Source organism: Enterobacter sp. WI-ESBL-E8 (assembly GCF_053364895.1).
Genome location: NZ_JBRWXJ010000001.1, coordinates 1,872,410 through 1,892,615 on the forward strand (window position 1 = coordinate 1,872,410; position 20,206 = coordinate 1,892,615).

At 52.4% G+C, this 20,206-nt stretch carries 22 protein-coding genes; 10 read left to right on the top strand and 12 right to left on the bottom strand.

Features of this window, described 5'->3' with window-relative positions; translation table 11 throughout:
* Nucleotides 1-46 precede the first annotated feature (46 nt).
* Nucleotides 47-1,270 carry a peptidase T gene (pepT, locus tag ACWHWP_RS08895; protein WP_447855421.1) on the top strand — a complete coding sequence of 408 codons (1,224 nt, stop codon included), beginning with the start codon at nt 47-49 and terminating at the stop codon, nt 1,268-1,270.
* Between the two features lie 96 nt (nt 1,271-1,366).
* Nucleotides 1,367-1,858: an REP-associated tyrosine transposase gene (locus tag ACWHWP_RS08900; protein ID WP_447855422.1), complete on the top strand. Its 492-nt coding sequence runs from the start codon at nt 1,367-1,369 to the stop codon at nt 1,856-1,858.
* Between the two features lie 88 nt (nt 1,859-1,946).
* Here the strand turns inward: ACWHWP_RS08900 and ACWHWP_RS08905 are convergent, their stop codons facing one another.
* From ACWHWP_RS08905 to rluE, 8 genes are all read right to left on the bottom strand, one after another.
* The gene (locus tag ACWHWP_RS08905) at nt 1,947-3,068 is read right to left on the bottom strand and encodes a ribosomal protein uL16 3-hydroxylase (RefSeq protein ID WP_063955840.1); all 1,122 of its coding nucleotides are present in this window, start codon (nt 3,066-3,068) and stop codon (nt 1,947-1,949) included.
* 91 nt (nt 3,069-3,159) lie between these two features.
* Nucleotides 3,160-4,623 carry a two-component system sensor histidine kinase PhoQ gene (gene phoQ / locus ACWHWP_RS08910; RefSeq protein ID WP_063430339.1) on the bottom strand — a complete coding sequence of 488 codons (1,464 nt, stop codon included), beginning with the start codon at nt 4,621-4,623 and terminating at the stop codon, nt 3,160-3,162.
* Nucleotides 4,624-5,295, bottom strand: coding sequence for a two-component system response regulator PhoP (gene phoP, locus ACWHWP_RS08915; protein WP_045285019.1), 672 nt, complete (start codon nt 5,293-5,295; stop codon nt 4,624-4,626).
* Between the two features lie 123 nt (nt 5,296-5,418).
* Entirely contained in the window at nt 5,419-6,789 is a 1,371-nt protein-coding gene (gene purB, locus ACWHWP_RS08920) for an adenylosuccinate lyase (protein WP_063955924.1), read from the bottom strand.
* A gap of 19 nt (nt 6,790-6,808) precedes the next feature.
* Nucleotides 6,809-7,438, bottom strand: coding sequence for a high frequency lysogenization protein HflD (gene hflD, locus ACWHWP_RS08925; protein WP_013097081.1), 630 nt, complete (start codon nt 7,436-7,438; stop codon nt 6,809-6,811).
* Between the two features lie 27 nt (nt 7,439-7,465).
* The gene (gene mnmA, locus ACWHWP_RS08930; RefSeq protein ID WP_047348928.1) at nt 7,466-8,578 is read right to left on the bottom strand and encodes a tRNA 2-thiouridine(34) synthase MnmA; all 1,113 of its coding nucleotides are present in this window, start codon (nt 8,576-8,578) and stop codon (nt 7,466-7,468) included.
* A 40-nt stretch (nt 8,579-8,618) separates the two neighbouring features.
* Nucleotides 8,619-9,092: an NUDIX hydrolase gene (locus ACWHWP_RS08935; RefSeq protein ID WP_047348927.1), complete on the bottom strand. Its 474-nt coding sequence runs from the start codon at nt 9,090-9,092 to the stop codon at nt 8,619-8,621.
* A 9-nt stretch (nt 9,093-9,101) separates the two neighbouring features.
* Nucleotides 9,102-9,755, bottom strand: a complete 654-nt coding sequence (gene rluE, locus ACWHWP_RS08940; protein ID WP_063955926.1) for a 23S rRNA pseudouridine(2457) synthase RluE — start codon at nt 9,753-9,755, stop codon at nt 9,102-9,104.
* Nucleotides 9,756-9,872: 117 nt separating this feature from the next.
* Here rluE and icd point away from each other — a divergent pair, with 117 nt between their 5' ends.
* The 3 genes from icd (at nt 9,873) to ACWHWP_RS08955 (ending at nt 11,868) form a co-directional block, all read left to right on the top strand.
* Entirely contained in the window at nt 9,873-11,123 is a 1,251-nt protein-coding gene (gene icd, locus ACWHWP_RS08945; protein ID WP_003857898.1) for an NADP-dependent isocitrate dehydrogenase, read from the top strand.
* Nucleotides 11,124-11,200: 77 nt separating this feature from the next.
* Nucleotides 11,201-11,548 carry a DUF1304 domain-containing protein gene (locus tag ACWHWP_RS08950; RefSeq protein WP_447855423.1) on the top strand — a complete coding sequence of 116 codons (348 nt, stop codon included), beginning with the start codon at nt 11,201-11,203 and terminating at the stop codon, nt 11,546-11,548.
* Between the two features lie 74 nt (nt 11,549-11,622).
* Nucleotides 11,623-11,868, top strand: a complete 246-nt coding sequence (locus ACWHWP_RS08955; RefSeq protein WP_047348921.1) for a DUF2543 family protein — start codon at nt 11,623-11,625, stop codon at nt 11,866-11,868.
* Nucleotides 11,869-12,158: 290 nt separating this feature from the next.
* Here ACWHWP_RS08955 and ACWHWP_RS08960 read toward each other — a convergent pair whose 3' ends face one another.
* Complete coding sequence (locus ACWHWP_RS08960) at nt 12,159-13,658, bottom strand: EAL domain-containing protein (protein ID WP_447855424.1); 1,500 nt, start codon at nt 13,656-13,658, stop codon at nt 12,159-12,161.
* 235 nt (nt 13,659-13,893) lie between these two features.
* Between ACWHWP_RS08960 and ACWHWP_RS08965 the strand changes: the two genes are divergently transcribed.
* From ACWHWP_RS08965 to ACWHWP_RS08975, 3 genes are all read left to right on the top strand, one after another.
* A complete protein-coding gene (locus ACWHWP_RS08965) occupies nt 13,894-15,414 on the top strand; it encodes an EAL domain-containing protein (protein ID WP_082844881.1) in 1,521 nt (506 codons plus the stop codon).
* A gap of 125 nt (nt 15,415-15,539) precedes the next feature.
* Nucleotides 15,540-17,012: a sensor domain-containing diguanylate cyclase gene (locus ACWHWP_RS08970; RefSeq protein ID WP_447855425.1), complete on the top strand. Its 1,473-nt coding sequence runs from the start codon at nt 15,540-15,542 to the stop codon at nt 17,010-17,012.
* A gap of 284 nt (nt 17,013-17,296) precedes the next feature.
* Entirely contained in the window at nt 17,297-17,545 is a 249-nt protein-coding gene (locus tag ACWHWP_RS08975; protein WP_047348918.1) for a GlsB/YeaQ/YmgE family stress response membrane protein, read from the top strand.
* Between the two features lie 130 nt (nt 17,546-17,675).
* On the opposite strand, the gene ACWHWP_RS08980 is transcribed toward ACWHWP_RS08975, so the two are convergent.
* Together ACWHWP_RS08980 and ACWHWP_RS08985 are read right to left on the bottom strand one after the other, a co-directional pair.
* On the bottom strand, nt 17,676-17,774 hold the full coding sequence (locus tag ACWHWP_RS08980) for a YoaK family small membrane protein (RefSeq protein ID WP_029739841.1): 99 nt from the start codon (nt 17,772-17,774) through the stop codon (nt 17,676-17,678).
* Between the two features lie 45 nt (nt 17,775-17,819).
* Nucleotides 17,820-18,848 carry a sensor domain-containing diguanylate cyclase gene (locus ACWHWP_RS08985; RefSeq protein ID WP_059311001.1) on the bottom strand — a complete coding sequence of 343 codons (1,029 nt, stop codon included), beginning with the start codon at nt 18,846-18,848 and terminating at the stop codon, nt 17,820-17,822.
* 309 nt (nt 18,849-19,157) lie between these two features.
* Here ACWHWP_RS08985 and ACWHWP_RS08990 point away from each other — a divergent pair, with 309 nt between their 5' ends.
* Both ACWHWP_RS08990 and ACWHWP_RS08995 read left to right on the top strand, forming a co-directional pair.
* Nucleotides 19,158-19,412 carry a putative hemolysin gene (locus ACWHWP_RS08990; RefSeq protein WP_059311000.1) on the top strand — a complete coding sequence of 85 codons (255 nt, stop codon included), beginning with the start codon at nt 19,158-19,160 and terminating at the stop codon, nt 19,410-19,412.
* 80 nt (nt 19,413-19,492) lie between these two features.
* On the top strand, nt 19,493-19,798 hold the full coding sequence (locus tag ACWHWP_RS08995; RefSeq protein WP_059310999.1) for a hypothetical protein: 306 nt from the start codon (nt 19,493-19,495) through the stop codon (nt 19,796-19,798).
* Here the strand turns inward: ACWHWP_RS08995 and ACWHWP_RS09000 are convergent, their stop codons facing one another.
* Nucleotides 19,799-20,143: a DUF488 domain-containing protein gene (locus ACWHWP_RS09000; protein WP_063955935.1), complete on the bottom strand. Its 345-nt coding sequence runs from the start codon at nt 20,141-20,143 to the stop codon at nt 19,799-19,801.
* Nucleotides 20,144-20,206: the final 63 nt, after the last annotated feature.

Genomic DNA, 20,206 nt, shown 5'->3' on the forward strand with positions numbered 1-20,206 from the left:
TTTGATGCTTATTGATAATGTTGTCACAAAAAGTGAGGGTGACTGCATGGATAAATTACTTGAGCGTTTTTTACAGTACGTTTCGCTGGATACCCAATCTAAACCGGGTGTTCGCCAGGTGCCGAGCACCGAAGGCCAGTGGAAGCTATTAAACCTGCTTAAAGAGCAGCTTGACGCCATGGGGCTGGTCAACGTCACGTTAAGCGAGAAAGGCACTGTGATGGCAAGGCTGCCGGCGAATGTCCCGGGCGACATTCCCGCGATTGGCTTTATCTCCCATGTCGACACCTCTCCGGATTTTAGCGGTAAGCATGTGAACCCGCAGATTGTTGAAAACTACCGCGGCGGCGACATTGCGCTGGGCATTGGTGACGAAGTGCTCTCTCCCGTGATGTTCCCGGTGCTGCACCAGCTGCTGGGCCAGACGCTGATCACCACCGACGGAAAAACGCTGCTGGGTGCCGATGACAAAGCCGGTATAGCCGAAATCATGACGGCGCTGGCCGTGCTGAAAGAGAAAAATATCCCGCACGGGGATATACGCGTGGCCTTTACGCCGGACGAAGAGGTCGGTAAAGGCGCGAAACATTTCGACGTGGAAGCCTTCAACGCGCAGTGGGCCTATACCGTTGACGGCGGCGGCGTCGGTGAACTGGAGTATGAAAACTTCAATGCCGCGTCCGTCACGATCAAAATTGTCGGCAACAATGTTCACCCCGGTTCGGCGAAAGGCGTGATGGTGAACGCCTTATCGCTGGCGTCGCGAATTCATGCGGAAGTCCCGGCGGAAGAGAGCCCTGAACAGACCGAAGGGTATGAAGGTTTCTATCATCTGACCAGCATTAAAGGCACCGTGGACAGCGCGCAGATGCACTACATCATCCGCGATTTCGATCGCAAAGCTTTTGAGGCGCGTAAGCGCAAGATGATGGAAATTGCGAAGAAAGTGGGCAAAGGGTTACATCCTGACTGCTATATCGAGCTGATCATTGAAGACAGCTATTACAATATGCGTGAGAAGGTGATGGCCCATCCGCATATTCTTGATATTGCCCAGCAGGCCATGCGCGACTGCGACATTGAACCGGAATTAAAACCGATTCGCGGCGGAACCGACGGTTCGCAGCTTTCATTCATGGGATTACCGTGCCCGAATCTGTTTACCGGAGGATATAACTACCATGGTAAACATGAATTCGTCACCCTCGAAGGCATGGAAAAGGCGGTGAAGGTGATTGTGCGGATAGCGGAGTTAACTGCGAAGCGATAAAACATTGCCCGGTGGCGCTTCGCTTACCGGGCCTACGATCGGAATGTAGGCCGGGTAAGGCGAAGCCGCCACCCGGCATTAAGGCAAGGAGCGCCCATGTCAAACTATCGTCGCCACTACGTTCCCGGCGGCGCCTGGTTTTTTACCGTTAATCTGCAAAACCGTCAGAGCGATTTGCTTACCCGTCATATCGATAGCATCCGTGCCGCAACTGCTGCGGTTAAACGTGCAAAGCCTTTTACAATCAATGCCTGGGTCATCCTTCCTGAACATATGCACTGTATCTGGACCTTGCCGGAAGGAGACAGTGATTTTTCCGCTCGCTGGCGCGACATCAAAAAGACATTCAGCCGCAACATCGACATGCGCCATATCTGGCAGCCACGCTTCTGGGAGCACACCGTCCGTAACGAAGAGGACTACCGTCGGCATGTGGATTACATCTACATCAATCCGGTGAAACATGGCTATGTCAGTAAGGTCAGCGACTGGCCGTATTCAACGTTTCATCGGGATGTGCAGAAAGGGTTGTATCCGGTCGACTGGGCCGGAGAGATCGAGGATTTTGTGGCGGGTGAGCGGCGATAAAAACGCCGGGTGGCGCTGCGCTTACCCGGCCTACGATCTGAATGTAGGCCGGGTAAGGCGTAGCCGCCACCCGGCAAATGCTTACGACTCAGTCCTCAAAGAACCAGTACCCGCTGTTGACCAGCGCGGCCAGCATCGCGAGGAAGGACGGGTCTTCCAGCGCATCGCCAAAGGTCTCGGCAGTCAACACCAGATGGCTGGCAATGGCTTCCAGCGCCGGACGGTGCGGGGAATCCAGCTTCTCGCCGTTAACGAAGACCTCTTCACCAATGCGCAGCACGCGCAACCCGCCCAGACGTACCAGCTTATCGCCCTGCTGAAGGGCATCATAAATCTCGTCGGCCTGATAAGGCGGCTCTGGTGGCGCAACGTCAAGCTCATGGCGAGACTGGCTGATAAACTCACCAAACCACTGACGGAAATGTTCCGGTTCGTTGATCAGATCCAGCATCATGCCGCGCAGCTTATCCAGCTCTGCGGGCAGGATATCCGCCGGATGCTCGCGCGCAGGCACGTCCGGATCGCTATAACGGTAGCTGCCCAGCTCGCGCTGCAGAACATAGTCGGCAAATCCGCTGATCATCTCGCGGCCGCTTGGCGCGCGGAAGCCGACGGAGTAGTTGAGCGAGTTTTCCAGGGAGTAACCTTCGTGAGGGAATCCCGGCGGAATGTAGAGAATATCGCCCGGCTCCAGCTCTTCGTCGATGATCCCTTCAAAAGGATCAACCTGAAGCAGGTCCGGATGCGGGCAGTGCTGTTTCATTGGCACTTTTTCGCCCACGCGCCAGCGGCGGCGGCCCGTTCCCTGGATGATAAACACGTCGTACTGGTCCAGATGCGGGCCTACGCCGCCGCCCGGCACGGAGAAGGAGATCATCAGATCGTCCATTCGCCAGTCAGGCAGGGCACGGAACGGGCGCATTAATGCGGCGGTGGGCTCATGCCAGTGGTTGACCGCCTGCACCAGCAGCGACCAGTTGTTTTCACCGAGGTGATCGTAGCTTTCGAAAGGACCGTGGCTAACCTGCCATTTCCCGTCCTGGTGGCTGACCAGACGGCTGTCGACTTCGTTTTCCATGGCCAGACCGGCCAGTTCGTCAGGCGAGATGGGGTCGACAAAATTGCTGAACCCGCGTTTAAGAACCACCGGGCGCTTTTGCCAGTAACGTTCAATAAACTCGGGCCAGTTAAGTGTTAAGTGATAATCCATATTTTTTTATTCCGCAGGCTCTTACTGACTCGGATTATAACGGAAGCTCGGCCCCCCGGCTGCGAGATCCTCGCATTTTTCACATAACGGGTTAACTATCGTTCGATGTGGGCTGCTGACGAGCAAAAATGACCTCCATTCTGGCCCCGCCCAGCAAACTTTCGCTGGTTTCGATTTTTCCGTCGTACTGGTCGACAATTTCCCGGGCGACTGCGAGCCCAACGCCCTGACCGGGACGCAGCGTATCGGCGCGTTGACCGCGGTCGAACACCACATCACGTTTATTGCGCGGGATCCCCGGGCCATCGTCCTCAACGATAATATGCAGTTCGTTATCCGTCTGGCGTGCCGACACTTCCACAAACTCCAGGCAGTATTTGCAGGCGTTATCCAGCAGGTTACCCATCACTTCCATGAAATCATTTTTCTCACCAACAAAGCTTATCTCAGGCGAGATATCGAGGCTGATGTTCACCCCTTTACGCTGATACACCTTGTTGAGGGCGGACGTGAGGTTATCCAGAAGCGGTGCCACCGGATGCAGTTCCCGGCTCAGCAGCGCGCTGCCTGAGCGCATACTGGCGCGGTGCAGATAATAGCCAATTTGCTGGGAAATACGGCTGATCTGTTCCAGCATCACCGGCTCGGCATCATCGACGCTCAGCTTTGAGCTGCGCATTGACCGCAGGGTACTCTGCATGACGGCCAGCGGCGTTTTCAGGCTGTGGGTAAGATCGGTAAGGGTTGTACGGTATTTATCATAGCGCTCGCGTTCGCTTTTCAACAGGCGGTTGAGGTTACGCACCAGGCTGGTGAGCTCGCGGGTGGTTTCCGGATTAAGCTTCTCGCGATGATGTTCCTCCAGCTCGCGAACCTCTTTCGCCAGTGATTCAATGGGGCGTAAGCTCCACCACGCCGCCACCCACAGCAGCGGGATCACCAGCAGCAGATTCGCAGCCAGAACGTAAATGAACCAGCTCCAGACCATATAAGAATGCTTCAGCTCGACCGGGATGGTGTCGATCACCACGATGGTCAGCTGCGGCATGTTCAGCGTCGCCGGATAGAGGTTAATCGCAACGGAGTGCGTCATTTCCGTTTCGGCATCATCCGCGCGGATCTCGTTGAGTTTTTGCTGCAGGGAGCGATCTTCACGGATCAGCGAGCTGGTGGTGTTGAGATCGGCTTCAATTTCGTGAAATCCGTTAGTTTTAAGCCACTCCGGGCGAATGCTTTTGACCAGCCAGGGAATATCCCGCTGTGCCCAGAGCAACTTGCCCTTTTCGTCATAAATCAGGGCCAGGGTAGGACTCTGCTGGTTCAGGTTTTCCGGCATTTCGACGGTGATTTTGTTGTTTTCCCACTTCGCCAGGGTATAAAACAAATTGCTTTCACCACGCAACAGGCGAAAGGTCGTTTTATCAAAGCTGACGCTGTAGCCCACCAGGGCGACCATGCCGTACGATAGCGACAGCACCAGCACAACGGCGGCCGTTGCCAGTAAAAAACGTACCCGCAGCGAGAGGGGCAAGATATGGCGCAAAATCCGTCTCATTTAGCGTAATTCGAACAGGTAGCCCTGGCCACGGACGGTGGTAATCACATCCTGTGGGTACTGCGCCTGAATTTTCTTACGCAGTCGTCCCATCAGCACATCGATGGTATGGCTCTCGCGCAGTTCGGCGTCAGGATAAAGCTGGAGCATTAAGGAATCTTTGCTCACCACCTTGCCGCTGTTACGGATCAGCGTTTCCATGATGGTGTATTCGAAGGCGGTTAGCTTGATCACTTCGTCGTTGATCGCTAATTCCCGGCGGGAGAGATCGACCTGGAAAGGTGGGATGGAAATAACCTGTGAAGCCAGCCCGCTGTTGCGGCGTAACAGCGCCTGCATGCGCGCCGCCACCTCTTCAATATGAAACGGCTTGGTGACGTAATCGTCTGCACCCGCACTGAGCACTTCGACCTTATCCTGCCAGCCTTCACGGGCGGTCAGAACCAGAACCGGCAGGGAAACATCATGGCTGCGCCAGCGACGAATTAACGACAGGCCGTCTTCATCAGGCAACCCTAAATCGACGATGGCGATATCCGGCAGGTGTTCATTGAGATAATAATCGGCTTCTTTTGCATCTTCAGCATCGTCCACCTGATGTCCCATCTCCTGAAGCTGAACCTTCAGGTGATGGCGTAGCAATGCGTTATCCTCAACAACCAGTACGCGCATCATCTTTTCTCCCAGAATTAATAGTATGAATAGTTTAACGCTGATTATGTTGCTGTGGGGATAAACATTGAGTAAACCGGGGAAAAGCAACCCCCTTTCCGGGTGGAAAGGGGGGAGGGGACGTTACTTCAGCTCGTCGACCATAGTGATGGCACGGCCAATGTAGTTCGCAGGGGTCATCGCTTTCAGGCGCGTTTTCTCTTCTTCTGGCAGGGCCAGACCGTCGATAAACTGTTTCATCCCTTCGGCGTCAACGCGCTTGCCGCGGGTCAGCTCTTTCAGTTTTTCATACGGTTTTTCGATACCGTAACGACGCATCACGGTCTGAATAGGCTCTGCCAGAACTTCCCAGTTGTGATCCAGCTCGTCCAGCAGACGATCGCGGTTCACTTCCAGCTTGCTCACGCCTTTCAGGGTGGACTGATAAGCGATCAGCGCGTAGCCAATGCCCACGCCCAGGTTACGCAGCACGGTGGAGTCGGTCAGGTCGCGCTGCCAGCGGGATACCGGAAGTTTGCTTGCCATATGCTGCAGCACGGCATTTGCCAGACCCAGGTTGCCTTCGGAGTTTTCGAAGTCGATTGGGTTCACTTTGTGCGGCATGGTTGACGAGCCGATCTCACCGGCGATGGTTTTCTGTTTGAAGTGGTTCAGCGCGACGTAGCCCCACACGTCACGATCGAAGTCGATCAGAATAGTGTTGAAGCGCGCGATGCAGTCAAACAGCTCCGCAATATAGTCATGCGGCTCGATCTGGGTGGTGTACGGGTTCCACTGAATGCCCAGCGAGGTCACGAACTCTTCGCTGAACTGGTGCCAGTCAACTTCCGGGTACGCGGCGATGTGGGCGTTATAGTTACCGACCGCACCGTTGATTTTGCCGAGGATCTCAACCTGCTCCAGCTGACGGTACTGACGCTCCATACGGTACGCCACGTTCGCCATCTCTTTACCCATCGTGGATGGGGTGGCTGGCTGACCGTGGGTACGGGAAAGCAGCGGGATATCGCGGTATTCCACGGACAGCGCTTTCACCGCGTCGATGATTTTACGCCAGTAAGGCAGCACCACGTCTTTGCGTGCGGCGGAGAGCATCAGGGCGTGCGACAGGTTGTTGATGTCTTCAGAGGTACAGGCGAAGTGAATGAACTCGGACACCGCATGCAGCGCAGGAACGCTTTCCACTTTCTCTTTCAGGAAATACTCAACCGCTTTTACGTCATGGTTGGTGGTGCGCTCAATGGTTTTAATGCGCGCAGCATCTTCTTCGTTGAAGTCGGCAACGATTTTATCGAGGTAATCGTTTGCCTGGGCGTCAAAAGCAGGAACTTCCTTGATTGCTGCCTGGGCGGCCAGCTTTTGCAGCCAGCGTACTTCAACCTGAACACGGAACTTCAGCAAACCATATTCGCTGAAGATCCCGCGCAGCGCGCTGACTTTATCGCCGTAGCGTCCATCGACAGGGGATACGGCGGTCAGTGAGGATAATTCCATAATTCGCAACTCCGGGAGGTTAACAATGAGCAAGAATTTGTTTTGCCTGAGTAGTCAGGCGATTACGAGAAAACATTAACTGCAGGCGGCCACCGCCAACCTGATGCCACAGCACGGCGGCGCGGATCCCTGCCAGCAGAGAAGCGCGTACCTTTGCCTGTACCTGTGGGCTTTGCAGCACAGCAGGGGAGCCGGTAACCTGAATACGCGGGCCCAGCGGGCTGATGACGTCAACATAAATGCCAGCCATGGCGCTCAGCAGCGTTTCGGACTGCAGGTCAAAATGGTCGAGCTGACGCTGTAGCCCGGCAATGCGATCGCCCAGGGTGTTGAGCGCGCCTTTCGCCGCGCTCAGCTTACGTTCCAGCACCATCAGGCTTAGCGTGTAGCGGGTCAGCTCTGCGTTTAACCCCTGACGGCTGCTGGCGTTGAGCACGCCAAGCAGGGTTTCAAGACCGAGACGAAGATTGGTTTCACTGCCGCCGAACACGCCCAAGGTTGAGCCGGGGTTGAGGTCGATAACGCTGTTGAGTGAAACGTGCAGGGCATCAGCGTCGCAGTGACCCTGATGTGCCAGCTGTTGCACCAGACGGGCTGACTGGCAAATTCCTGCCAGTGCCAGGGTGATGTCATAGTAGTTCTTCGCCACACGGTCTCCTTTATGTGTGCAATCGTGTTAAACAGCGGGCAGCGGCAGACGCTGTTCAATGATCCCGCCGCCCAGGCAGATTTCACCGCTGTAGAAGACAGCAGACTGACCCGGAGTAACGGCGGCGACCGGCTCGTCGAAACGCACGTCAATGCGATCGTCATCGAGCGCGGTAATGGTGCAAGGAATGTCAGTCTGACGGTAACGTGTTTTCACCGTGCAGCGCAGCGTGCCTTTTAGCGGCTCACGATCGACCCAGTGCAGCTGCTGCGCGATAAGGCCAACGGACATCAGACGCGGATGGTCGTGACCCTGAGCAACAACCAGAATATTGTTTTCGACATCTTTGTCGACGACGTACCACGGATCTTCGCTACCTTCTTTGGTCCCGCCGATACCCAGACCTTTACGCTGGCCTAAGGTGTGGTACATCAGCCCCTGATGCTGGCCAATCTCTTCGCCGTCGACGGTAACAATTTTACCCGGCTGTGCAGGCAGGTAACGACCCAGGAAATCGCGGAACTTACGTTCGCCGATGAAGCAGATACCGGTAGAGTCTTTCTTCTTCGCGGTGATCAGGTCCAGCTCTTCAGCGATTTTACGCACCTGCGGCTTTTCCAGCTCGCCGACCGGGAACAGGCTCTGGGCGATTTGCTCGTGGCTCAGCGTATAGAGGAAGTAGCTTTGATCTTTGTTGCCGTCCAGGCCGCGCAGCAGCTGGCTTTTGCCATTCACATCTGCACGACGCACGTAGTGACCGGTCGCAATAAAGTCTGCGCCCAGATCTTCCGCGGCGAATTCCAGGAAGGCTTTAAATTTGATCTCTTTGTTGCACAGAATATCCGGGTTTGGCGTGCGGCCGGCTTTGTACTCTTCAAGGAACAGTTCAAAAACGTTGTCCCAGTATTCTGCGGCAAAGTTAACGGTGTGCAGTTCAATGCCGAGCTTATCGCAAACGGCCTGCGCGTCGGCAAGATCCGCTGCGGCAGTGCAATATTCCTCGCCATCATCTTCCTCCCAGTTCTTCATGAACAGGCCCTCCACCTTATAGCCCTGTTGCTGTAACAGGTAGGCGGAAACGGAGGAATCGACACCGCCGGACATGCCGACGATTACTTTTTTCTGGCTGTTATCTGACATGGAATACTCACGACATTGAACTTCAAGGCGGCGTATTCTATCACGCCCCCCCACCGTTGACACCCTCTGTAAACGGCCAGTTAAAAGCGCCGATGACATCGAGCGGTAAGCGCCCGGCAGATTGCCAGCAGCGAATGCTTTCCGCAACCAGCGGCGAGCGCAGGTTTGGCGCGTTCAGGATCTCGTCAGCGGTGACCCACAGACAGCGGTCGATATCGTCATCCTGCGGCGCTGTGGCGCACGTTTCGCTAAGCTCAACGGCAAATAAAAAGCGCAGGAACGGGGTGCTGTCGGGTGCAATCCACTGGTGCATACGGATGAAGTGCTGGGGCTCAGCGTGAATCCCGGTCTCTTCCCACAGTTCGCGTTTCGCTGCCTGCAGCAAGGTTTCATTGGCTTCAAGGTGCCCGGCAGGCTGATTCCACAGCGCTTTGCCATTAATGCTCTCTTCAACCACAAGGAATTTACCCTGGGCGTGGACCACGCAGGCTACCGTGACATGAGGTTTAAACATAGTAACTCCTTAAGAGGTAACGTCCCGCCACTCGCCGTTTGCCAGCGTTTCCAGGGTGTAATTGCCCATGGCATAGCGAATCAGACGCAGGGTAGGGAAGCCGACGTGTGCGGTCATGCGCCGAACCTGACGGTTGCGGCCTTCATAAAGGGTGATTTTGAGCCAGCTTGTCGGAATCGATTTACGCTCCCGGATGGGCGGGTTGCGCGGCCACAGCCATTCCGGTTCATTCACGCGTTCAATACCTGCCGGCAGGGTTGGACCATCGTTTAAGGTCACGCCGTTGCGCAGCTTAGCCAGCGTCTCGTCATCCGGCTCGCCTTCAACCTGTACAAAGTATATTTTGCCGGTACGTTTGCCCGGCTGCGTGAGCTTCGCCTGCAAAGCACCGTCGTTGGTTAAGACCAACAGTCCCTCGCTGTCGCGGTCCAGTCGCCCGGCCGCATAAACGCCCTGAACGGGGATATAATCTTTCAGCGTGCTGCGCCCGGCTTCATCGGTGAACTGCGGCAATACATCGTAGGGTTTATTAAACAGAATCACCCGCGTCGGCTGGGTTTCTTTCGGTCTTCTGGTGGCTTGTCGCGAGCTGAATCGCTCAACCCGGTGTTTTGTAAAAGAAGTTTTCTTCATGGTATTTTCAGGCGTTATCAATTGCCGCATTATAGCCTAATAACGAAGACCTTTCATGGCGCAGGACAATCAGGTACTATCGAAGGGCTCATTACAATTTATTAACATAAGATCAGTAACAACCAGAAGCGCTCGAAGGAGAGGTTAATGGAAAGCAAAGTAGTTGTTCCGGCGGAAGGTAAAAAGATCACCCTGCAAAACGGCAAGATTAACGTTCCTCACAATCCGATTATCCCGTTCATCGAAGGTGACGGTATCGGTGTAGACGTTACCCCGGCAATGCTGAAAGTGGTTGATGCCGCTGTTGAGAAAGCCTACAAAGGCGAGCGTAAAATTTCCTGGATGGAAATTTACACCGGTGAGAAATCTACTCAAGTTTATGGCCAGGACGTCTGGCTGCCAGCAGAAACGCTGGACCTGATCCGCGACTACCGCGTTGCTATTAAAGGCCCACTGACGACGCCAGTTGGCGGCGGTATCCGTTCCCTGAACGTGGCACTGCGTCAGGAGCTGGACCTGTACGTGTGTCTGCGTCCGGTTCGTTACTATCAGGGCACCCCAAGCCCGGTTAAGCATCCTGAACTGACCGATATGGTTATCTTCCGCGAAAACTCAGAAGACATCTACGCGGGTATCGAATGGAAAGCTGACTCTGCTGATGCAGAAAAAGTGATTAAATTCCTGCGCGAAGAGATGGGCGTGAAGAAAATTCGCTTCCCTGAACATTGCGGCATCGGCATTAAGCCGTGCTCCGAAGAAGGGACCAAGCGTCTGGTGCGTGCGGCGATCGAATATGCGATCACCAACGACCGCGACTCTGTGACCCTGGTTCACAAAGGCAACATCATGAAGTTCACCGAAGGCGCGTTCAAAGACTGGGGCTACCAGTTGGCGACCGAAGAGTTCGGCGGCGAGCTGATCGACGGCGGCCCATGGCAGAAAATTAAGAACCCGAACACCGGCAAAGAGATCATCATTAAAGATGTGATCGCCGATGCGTTCCTGCAGCAGATCCTGCTGCGTCCTGCTGAATACGACGTCATTGCCTGTATGAACCTGAACGGTGACTACATCTCTGACGCCCTGGCCGCTCAGGTTGGCGGTATCGGTATCGCCCCTGGCGCGAACATCGGTGACGAATGCGCGCTGTTCGAAGCGACCCACGGCACTGCGCCAAAATACGCAGGCCAGGACAAAGTGAACCCAGGCTCAATCATCCTGTCCGCAGAGATGATGCTGCGCCATATGGAATGGTTCGAAGCCGCAGACCTGATCGTTAAAGGTATGGAAGGCGCGATCAACGCGAAAACCGTAACTTACGATTTCGAACGTCTGATGGAAGGCGCTAAACTGCTGAAATGTTCAGAGTTTGGCGACGCGATTATCGCGAATATGTAATCCAGATTCTGGGTTATACCGGAACGGGAGCCTGAGGGTTCCCGTTTTTTTTGCCTCTGTACGCGGGAGACAGCACGATGTTAGCCACGGTTCTTATCACTGTTGTTGCGTTAATTCATCTCTATATCCTTGTACTAGAAATGTTCCTGTGGAACACCAAAACCGGGCACAAGGCCTTTAACCTGCGTCCCGACTTTGCGCGCGACACCCGCGTGCTGGCTGCGAATCAGGGCCTGTATAACGGTTTTTTGGCGGCAGGTTTGCTCTGGAGCCTCTGGCTCGGCGAAAAGGGCATTCAGGTGGCCATCTTCTTCCTCACCTGCGTGTTAATTGCCGGTGTATTTGGCTCTGTAACCGCCAGCCGAAAAATTTTGTATGTGCAGGCCATACCTGCTCTCGCTGCGCTGCTTGCGTTGCTCATCTGAAGCAATGCTTTGGTTGAGCCAGGGCGTCCGATATACTCATGACTTGACCCATACAGGTTTGAGAAGAGACTGCGATGAACAACGATATCCCACTGAAATATTATGACATTGCCGATGAGTACGCGACGGAAGCCGCAGAGCAGGTCGGTGAGTCAGAGCGCGACGCGCTGGCTCATTATTTCCAGCTGCTGCTCACACGTTTAGCGAATAACGAGGAAATTAGCGAGGAAGCCCAGCAGGAGATGGCCGCGGAGGCCGGGATCCGCGCTGCTCGTATTGATGATATTGCGAACTTCCTCAATCAATGGGGCAACGAATAACCTGCCTTAAAAACCATTATGCTGATGCTTTGCCAGACAGCTCAGCATCACGCTATCGGACCACATGCATTTTTTTCGCAGAATATGCGAAGCGGGAGTGTCGATAAACAGCGCAAAAATAACGATCAGAAAAAAGAGTACCACTGGGAAAAGTAAGGATAATTTCACGTTTTTAACCAAATAAGAGTGTGCTTCAGGGTAATCTACCGTCTGATTGTGACGACTATATGTTTTTGCGAATAAAATAGAAACGCCCGGGCAGAAAAAATACGGGTGCGCCGGGTTTCGGGTCACGGCGCGACGCCGGTGAGCCGCTTCGCCAGCTCGCTCCGGGTGAGTGACTTAGAAAAATACCAACCCTGAATCAGCGCATCGGGATATCTGTCAGCAATAAAGCGATACTGTATTTCATTCTCCACTCCCTCAAAAACCAGGGTCTTATTCAATCTTGCAAGGGCATCGCTAAAGATAACAAATATGTTTTGCTTATAATGCTCATTGATGCCATCCACCAGCGACTTATCGATTTTTATTTCATCATATTCAAGCTGTGACAGCCTGGCGAGGTTTGAATTTTGTACGCCAAAATCATCGATTGATATTTTTACGCCAAGAGATTTCAGCTCATGACAGAATCCCTCGAGAATATCTGCAGTAGAAATGGCCTTTTCAGAAAGCTCGACCTTTATCAGGGAAAGGGGAAGGTGATGGGCTAAACAGACACGGCGCAAAACGTTAATGAATTGTCCATCTTCAATTTCCTTCCGCCCGACGTTGATGGAGACAATCAGCTGATGCTTAATCGCAAGCGGGGCAATGTCAGAAAGGGATTTTTCGATAATATTACTATAATATTTTTTATACAGACCGATCTTCTTAATTAACGGAATGAAAAGCTCCGGAGAAATGTCACCGTGCTTTTGATCGCGCCATCTCGACAGAACTTCTACGCCGACTATTTTTTGATCGTGAATGCGAATAATAGGCTGGTAGTTAACGCAGATGGTATTCGTAATGACGGCCTTGATCAGCGTGCGCTCCAGCGAAAAGCGGTCTTCATAGATACGGAAGACAAATAGCGTTATCGCAGCCCAGATACAATAGAGAATGACCGCGAGTAGCGTAAAGATAAACGGGGGTAGCGAGGCCAGCCCAGCGTCGTGATGCTTCACAATGACACACAGGTCCCAGATGGGACTGCACTGCGTCAGAGTCAGGGTAAACAACTTCGAATGCAGCCAGCTCTGCTGCTTTAACTGAGGAGTGGTCGAAAAAAATGTTCTGCCGAAGTCTTTGGTGGTGGTACTCAGAGAATAGCTTGCCGTAACCGGAGTGAACTTATCGTAAGCATAGCGGGAGGTGAAGATAATAATATTATTATAAATTGCCGCATTGCCTGTGAAGAAATCTTTTCTGGAAAACTGCGCCAGGAGAAAGCCCCTCGGCGTTTTATGCAGCTCTGCAGGAAGTGCAACGGGCGTCGCGAGTTTACCCCAAAAAGCGGTACATGCTATTTTCCCCTTCTCAATAAAACCGATATCGCCGAAATAGAGGCTATTAAGCTTTATTTGTCGGTAGCTATCAAGGCTGCTTTTATTACACCCCTGGGTTGTAATACTTTTAAGGGCCAGCGCCACGCTTTGGGACAGATCTTCTGAATAATGTAAAAGAGTACGCGATATCTCGAGCTGTTTGCTCTTTTGCTGACCCACGATAACCGCATTGACCGCATAAAGAGACAGGAGGACCAGAAGCGTTGAAACGATAGCAACGGCAATGAGTTTTTTCATTTTCCAGTTATCCTGTCCGCTCCCTGATTTCACAAATCTTAACACAGCCAGGGCAGGGTACAAGCCTGATAGTCACGGCAGGTGAGTACATTCAGCAGGATGAACTCATACGAAAGCATCAGTTTTTTAAGACAAATCTCAGCTAAGCTTTTTTCATTGTTATAGCAACGCCGGGTTAGCCTCTGGCTCTTCTTTCAGAACATCCATGCTTGTTTTTTCTATTAAGGAAAACATCGTGCGCAACGTGACGATCCCCATTCTCACTGCCCTAATTCTCTTTTTGAGCGGCATACTGATCGTTAACTGGCAGCTATGGCAGATGGCGAAACTTGATAATATTCACACCGCCACCGTAAGCACCCAAAAAATAGAAAACATTCTTGCTGAAGCCACCAGTGCGGCCAACACGGCGAAGCGCGTTGCGGCTCAAGGGTGTACCAGTAGCGGACAGCTGGCGTTGGGAACTGAAGCGGCGCTTAAACCGCATTTGCGCGCCATCATGATCCAGCAGCAGGGTAAAATCATTTGTACTTCCCTTCCCGGAAATGGCGTATTGATTGTTCACCCGGAGACGCTACCTGATGAAGAATTAATGCTGTTACCCGGCAATCGACGGGTGAACGGTGTTCCGGTGCTCCTGTTCCAGATGCCCATCGCGGGCGGGCGCGTCATCGTCAGCGTCAGTGAGGCACATTTGCAGGACGTTATAGCAAATGCGTCCAACAGCGTTGACCTGGGGCTCGTTGTCGGTGAAAGAATGCTTACGCGCAACGGTGATGTCACCGCCTGGAAAGCGGTCTCGTGGGCAGGGTCGCTAATGGCATCTACGCAATTCCCCTTTAGCCTGGCCTGGCAACCTCCTGCCTTTTTTAGCCTGACCAGACTGTTGCACCAGGGTTGGAGTCTGATACTGCTTGTTCTAGCTTTATCCGTAACGGTGGGCATTTTGATCCAGCGTTACAAGGGGAAAAGCACCTCATTTGAAGATGATTTGCGGAAAGCCATTTTGCACGGGGAAATCGTTCCTTATTATCAACCGATCGTGAACGGTGATACCGGCGGGTTATATGGCGTTGAAGTCCTTGCAAGATGGAAGCATCCAAAATCAGGCTTTATTCCGCCGGATGTTTTTATTCCGATTGCCGAACGTAGCGGTTTAATTATTCCGCTGACCAAAGGGTTAATGGCGAAAGTGGTCACTCAGCTAAAGCCGCTTTTACCTAAGCTACCGGATGGGTTTCATATCGGGGTAAACATCAGCGCCAGGCACATCAATGCCCCTTCGTTTATTGGTGACTGCCGCGTCTTCGGAAAAGGGTTTCAGGGTAAAGAAGTTAAGCTGGTTCTTGAGGTAACCGAACGTGAACCGTTGATCGATAATCCTCATCTGGTGAAAAACCTCAACACGCTGCATAACGCCGGTTTTGTCATCGCGCTGGATGATTTTGGCACGGGCTATTCCGGGCTGTCGTGCCTTAATGCGCTTGCCATTGACTATATTAAAATCGATAAGAGCTTTGTGAACCGGGTTTCAGAGGAGAAGGATTCAACGATCCTGCTGGACTGCGTCATAGACCTGGCGAAAAAACTTTCGTTGCGCATTGTAGCTGAAGGTGTAGAAACGAAGGAGCAACTGGAGTATCTCAACCGTAATGAGATTACCCTGTTGCAGGGTTATTATTTTGGTAAACCCGTCTCCTATATAGACTTTATTAAAGTCATTTTATCTAAGCCTCGGGAGACGGTAAGTTTGTAAAACAAAATTAAGACGAGCTTCTGTTGTATGCTTAAGTGCAATTCATTTTCCTCTTATCCGGAGCTTTGTTACAGTGACAAGAGTTGTCAGCCAGGGATGTCAGGCGTGATAAGGTGGAATAGCTCGTGCATGTGAAAAATACTTTTTACACAACAACCATTACCGTCATCATTGTCTCATTGATCATCTCGCTGTCGCTTGCCGTCCAAATTGCCACGTCCAGACAGCAGTCAATCCAGCAAATTAATACCAGCGTCGCTAACCTGAGCCATACCCTTGATGTCTATACTGAGGGGATCATGCGACAGAGTGAAATGTTAATTACTACCGTTTCGGACATAATCGAAATTTATGGCATGACCCCGCAGCAGGCGACCCATATTCAGCGAATGATAAATAATCAGGATAATCTTCTTACCCAGATTAATAATGTGGTTGTTTACGATGCGCAGGGCGATATCTTTACCGCATTGCATGAAAGTTTTACCGGTCCCCGCAAAGGCTCGGACAGAGAGTTTTTTATCTATCACCAGGAAAATAAAAGTCAGCAGATTTTTATTGGTGAGCCCGTGGTAAGCAGAACCAATGGTAAATGGGTTATCACCATTAGCCGGCGCCTTGAAACCGACACCGGGGCATTTAACGGCGTTGTGGTGGTGACGCTGGGTATCGAAAACTTTCTCGCGCTCTACGGGCAGATTAATATCGGTCACTCGGGCGTGATTGGCTTAACGACGCAGGCAGGCGTGTTGCTGGTTCGTTATCCCTTTAAAAATACCTATATCGGCACGATTGTTTCTGATTCACCTCTCTTCAGGAAATACCTCAAGGTACAAAATACAGGGATAGCCAGTTCTATCTCCCGGTTTGATAAAATCGAGCGCATTTATGCCTATGAGAAAAATAAACGCTACGGGCTGGTCACCACCGTGGCCGTTAGTATTGATGAAGCCCTCGCACCCTGGCGCAAGCAGGCGATTCAGCTGGCGGTGCTCATTTTCGTCTTCACCGCGATACTCATCTTCGCGTCATACTTCCTGTATTCCGACTTATCCCGAAAAACAAGGGATAACAAAGCGCTGAAGATTATCGCCTCTGAGGATGCGCTGACCGGGCTGTACAACCGTCGCATTTTTGATGAAAGAATCCTCTCGGAAATCGCGCTCTGTGCCGCACATGATGCACCAATTTCGATGTTGATCGTGGATGTGGATTACTTCAAAAAATACAACGATAACTACGGTCATCCGGAAGGGGACCGGTGTCTGGCAATGCTCGGAAACAGCCTCAGGGAGAGCCTCACCCGTGATAATCAGATTGTGGCGCGATATGGCGGAGAGGAGTTTGCGCTGATATTACCTGATACGGATATTCAGGAGGCGCTTCGCCTGGCGCAGACGATTATTCGCAATGTGTTCTCGCTGCACATTACCCATGCTTTCAGCCCATTCGGACGGGTGACGGTAAGCGTTGGGATTTCAACAGCACGTGCTGTCGATATCGCAGGCAGCCAGCAGGACATTATTATTGCCGCGGATCGAGCGCTCTACCAGGCAAAACGCGCCGGGCGTAACCGGTACGCATTTGTTGGGGTGTGATCGAAAAAAAAGCCCACTCAAGAGTGGGCAAGAAATACTGGAAGCAATGTGAGCAATGTCGTACTGAATACCTGAGCGTTTCACTCAACTATTCAGTGTTGAGAAAGATAATCTTTCTCAACAAAAGATGCAACCCCACAGTTTATGTGGAACATTCATTTCGTTGATGAATAATTACGCACTCTCTCGTTGTGATGCTTATCACAAATTTCCTTTCTCAAATCCTGTGCTATTCTTTTTTGTGTCGTTGATTTAATGACAAAAACCATACAGAGAGGAAAGTTATGGGAATTTTATCCTGGATTATCTTTGGGCTTATTGCGGGTATTCTGGCGAAGTGGATCATGCCGGGCAAAGATGGCGGTGGGTTTATCGTCACCGTAATACTGGGTGTTGTCGGCGCGGTAGTTGGCGGCTGGATCAGTACGCTGTTCGGTTTTGGCAAGGTCGATGGCTTTAACTTCGGCAGCTTCGCCGTCGCGGTGATCGGTGCGCTGGTTGTTCTGTTTATCTACAGAAAGATCAAAAGCTAAGGCTTAAAAGCGTTGAAAAAGGCTGCCAGATGGCGGCCTTTTTACGTATTGGGGTTTACCACCAGCCAAGCTGCGTGCCGGCAAATGCCGCAATGGCAACTATCAGCATAATGAGGGTCGTTTTTCTCATTTATGCCCCTGGCGCCGCGTAACCACCGACAAAGAACCATGCTAAAAAAATCACCGCCGTTATAAAAATAACGACCGGGAAGAGGATCCCTATTCTCATACCATCACCTGTTTCGGTTTCTAAAACGCCATAGAGTGTACGGGGTTAATCCATGGCGAGAAAGCGTGTTTTGCTTTTTCCTTTCTTATCCTGATACATCGCGGCATCCGCGTCGCGTAGCGCCGTGTCCGGATCGGTTACGCCTGGGTCCACTTCGATAACGCCAAGGCTGGCACCCGGATAAATGAGATTGACGCTGCCCAGCCAGTATTCACCGGCAATGCAGGCGCTGAGGCGCGTTCTGAGCAGGGTGACCTGCGCGTTATCTCCCTCTTCGTGGGACTGGCTCAGCGAGGCCACCAGAAACTCATCACCGCCCAGCCGGCCAATGATATCGTCCTGCTGCTTTTCTTCCGTCAAACGCTTGCCTACTTCAATCAGGAACTGGTCGCCCGCTTCGTGTCCATAGCGATCGTTAATCAGTTTGAAATCATCCAGATCGATAAACGCGATAATGGCGTTACGCTTGAGATGTCGCGCCAGAGAAAACAGGGTCGTCAGATCCTCAAACAGTGCGCGACGGTTGGGCAACCCGGTCAGGGCATCGGTATAAGAGTGCGCGATGAGGGCCGCGTTGGCTTCGCGAAGCTGGGTGACCAGCGACTCTTTCTGGATGTACTGGCCAATTAAACCGGCGAATAATCTCAGCACCTGCTCACCGCGCTCGCTGAGCGGTTTCCTGGCCGTGCTGGTGGCGCAGAGCGTTCCGTACAGTGAACCATCGGCAAGATGAACGGGGATGCTCATGTAGGTGGTAATGCCAAGCGCTTTTGCCGCTTCACACTCGGGCCAACGTTCGGGCACGTCGTTGCTGAACAGCGTGTCGCTATCCAGCGCGCGCTTGCAGAGCGTTTCATCCCAGGGAACGCTTAACCCTTCGGGGATCTCCATCTGCTTGCTGTTGCGGGCATAGAGAATATGCTGCAGCCGGGCTTTGATATCGACCTTAGTGAGATAAGTCGACTCCATGTCGGTCACTATCTCCAGCATCTCCAGCAGCTGACGAACGAGACTTTCAAGGGATTGTTCAGTGGCGAGGGTTTCTGAAACACGGGCAAGGATAATATCCGACATGACGTAGAGTGACTCCCAGGCAGAAGACGTCTGCATCTGCATGTTATGCTGAGTTTTTAGACTTCGGGCATAGTAAAACATGAATACAGAAAATTTAATATATGCAGCGGGAGGGCAGCGGGCGAGAAAAAAGGCCCCGTTGTTGAGACCGGGGCAAAGACATCTTGATTACGGAATGATGTTCTCTGGTCATATCGAGAACATGCCACACTATAGTGTTGAAAAGTGCAGTTAAAATGGAGAAATCATGGAGAAAGCGGCGCTGACCCGTTACCCTTAACCTGTAATGATGTCAAAAGGATCAAAGTGATGAGATTTCTGCTTCTGGCGCTGGCCTTGCCCTTAGTTGCCTGCACCACAAAAACAACGCCGCCTGATGCGCCGAAACCGCCACACGCTATCGGTATGGCGAACCCGGCTTCCGTGTATTGCCTGGAGAAAGGCGGGGAACAGATCCCGGTTCAGAGCCCGCAGGGCGTCCGTACCGAGTGCAAATTACCGGGTGGCGAAGTGATCGATGAATGGACGCTCTATCGTCGCGATCGTCCGCAACCCACCAGGTGACAAAGTCATATTGCCTGCGATACACTTCTCTTTAGGATTATTCTTAGCCATTTCCTGGCTACCGTTATCGTGAGAGAAGTATGTTTCAGCTTAAACCGGGCAGCATGGCGATGATCGTGGGTGCCCGCACGGCGTCTGGCCGTCGCAATATTGGTAAATCTGTTGAGCTGTTTGGCCTTTGCCAGCCCGGAATGCGTTTCGTTAACCCGGTCAACGGCGTCATGACGCAGTTACCCGCTACCGCAGACCGCGCGCTTTGGCTGGTAACAGGTGATGTTTACGCCTTTGACAATCAGCACGGCTTTGCGTTTGTTCGCCCCGAACATCTGATGCCGCTTACCCCGGATGAAGCACCGCAAACCGTGGATGCGCTGACCATCGGCTGATTACAGATGGCGCAGCCAGTCGGCTAATACCAGGGCGTGATTTTGCTCCGTGTTTTTTGCGCCGTAGAGCAGGGTGACGGTCTGTTTTTTTGCCCGCGCCGCCAGGCGCATTCCCTCGTCCGCATGCTGCGCCAGCTCTTCCCGATAGGCCTGACTGAAGGCGGCGAAATCAATGGTTTCGCTGTGAAAAGCCTTGCGTAATTCATTCGAAGGCGTGAGTGCTTTACACCATTCATCATAGGCGAGGTCCGTTTTTTTAACGCCGCGCGGCCACAGTTTATCCACCAGAACCCGATAACCGTCGTCCGGACCTACCTGTTCGTATACGCGTTTGCACTGAATCATAATTCCACCCTCCCAATTTAAGGTATTGTGATAATTGCAGAAGATCGGTAGTCTGAGGTTCCT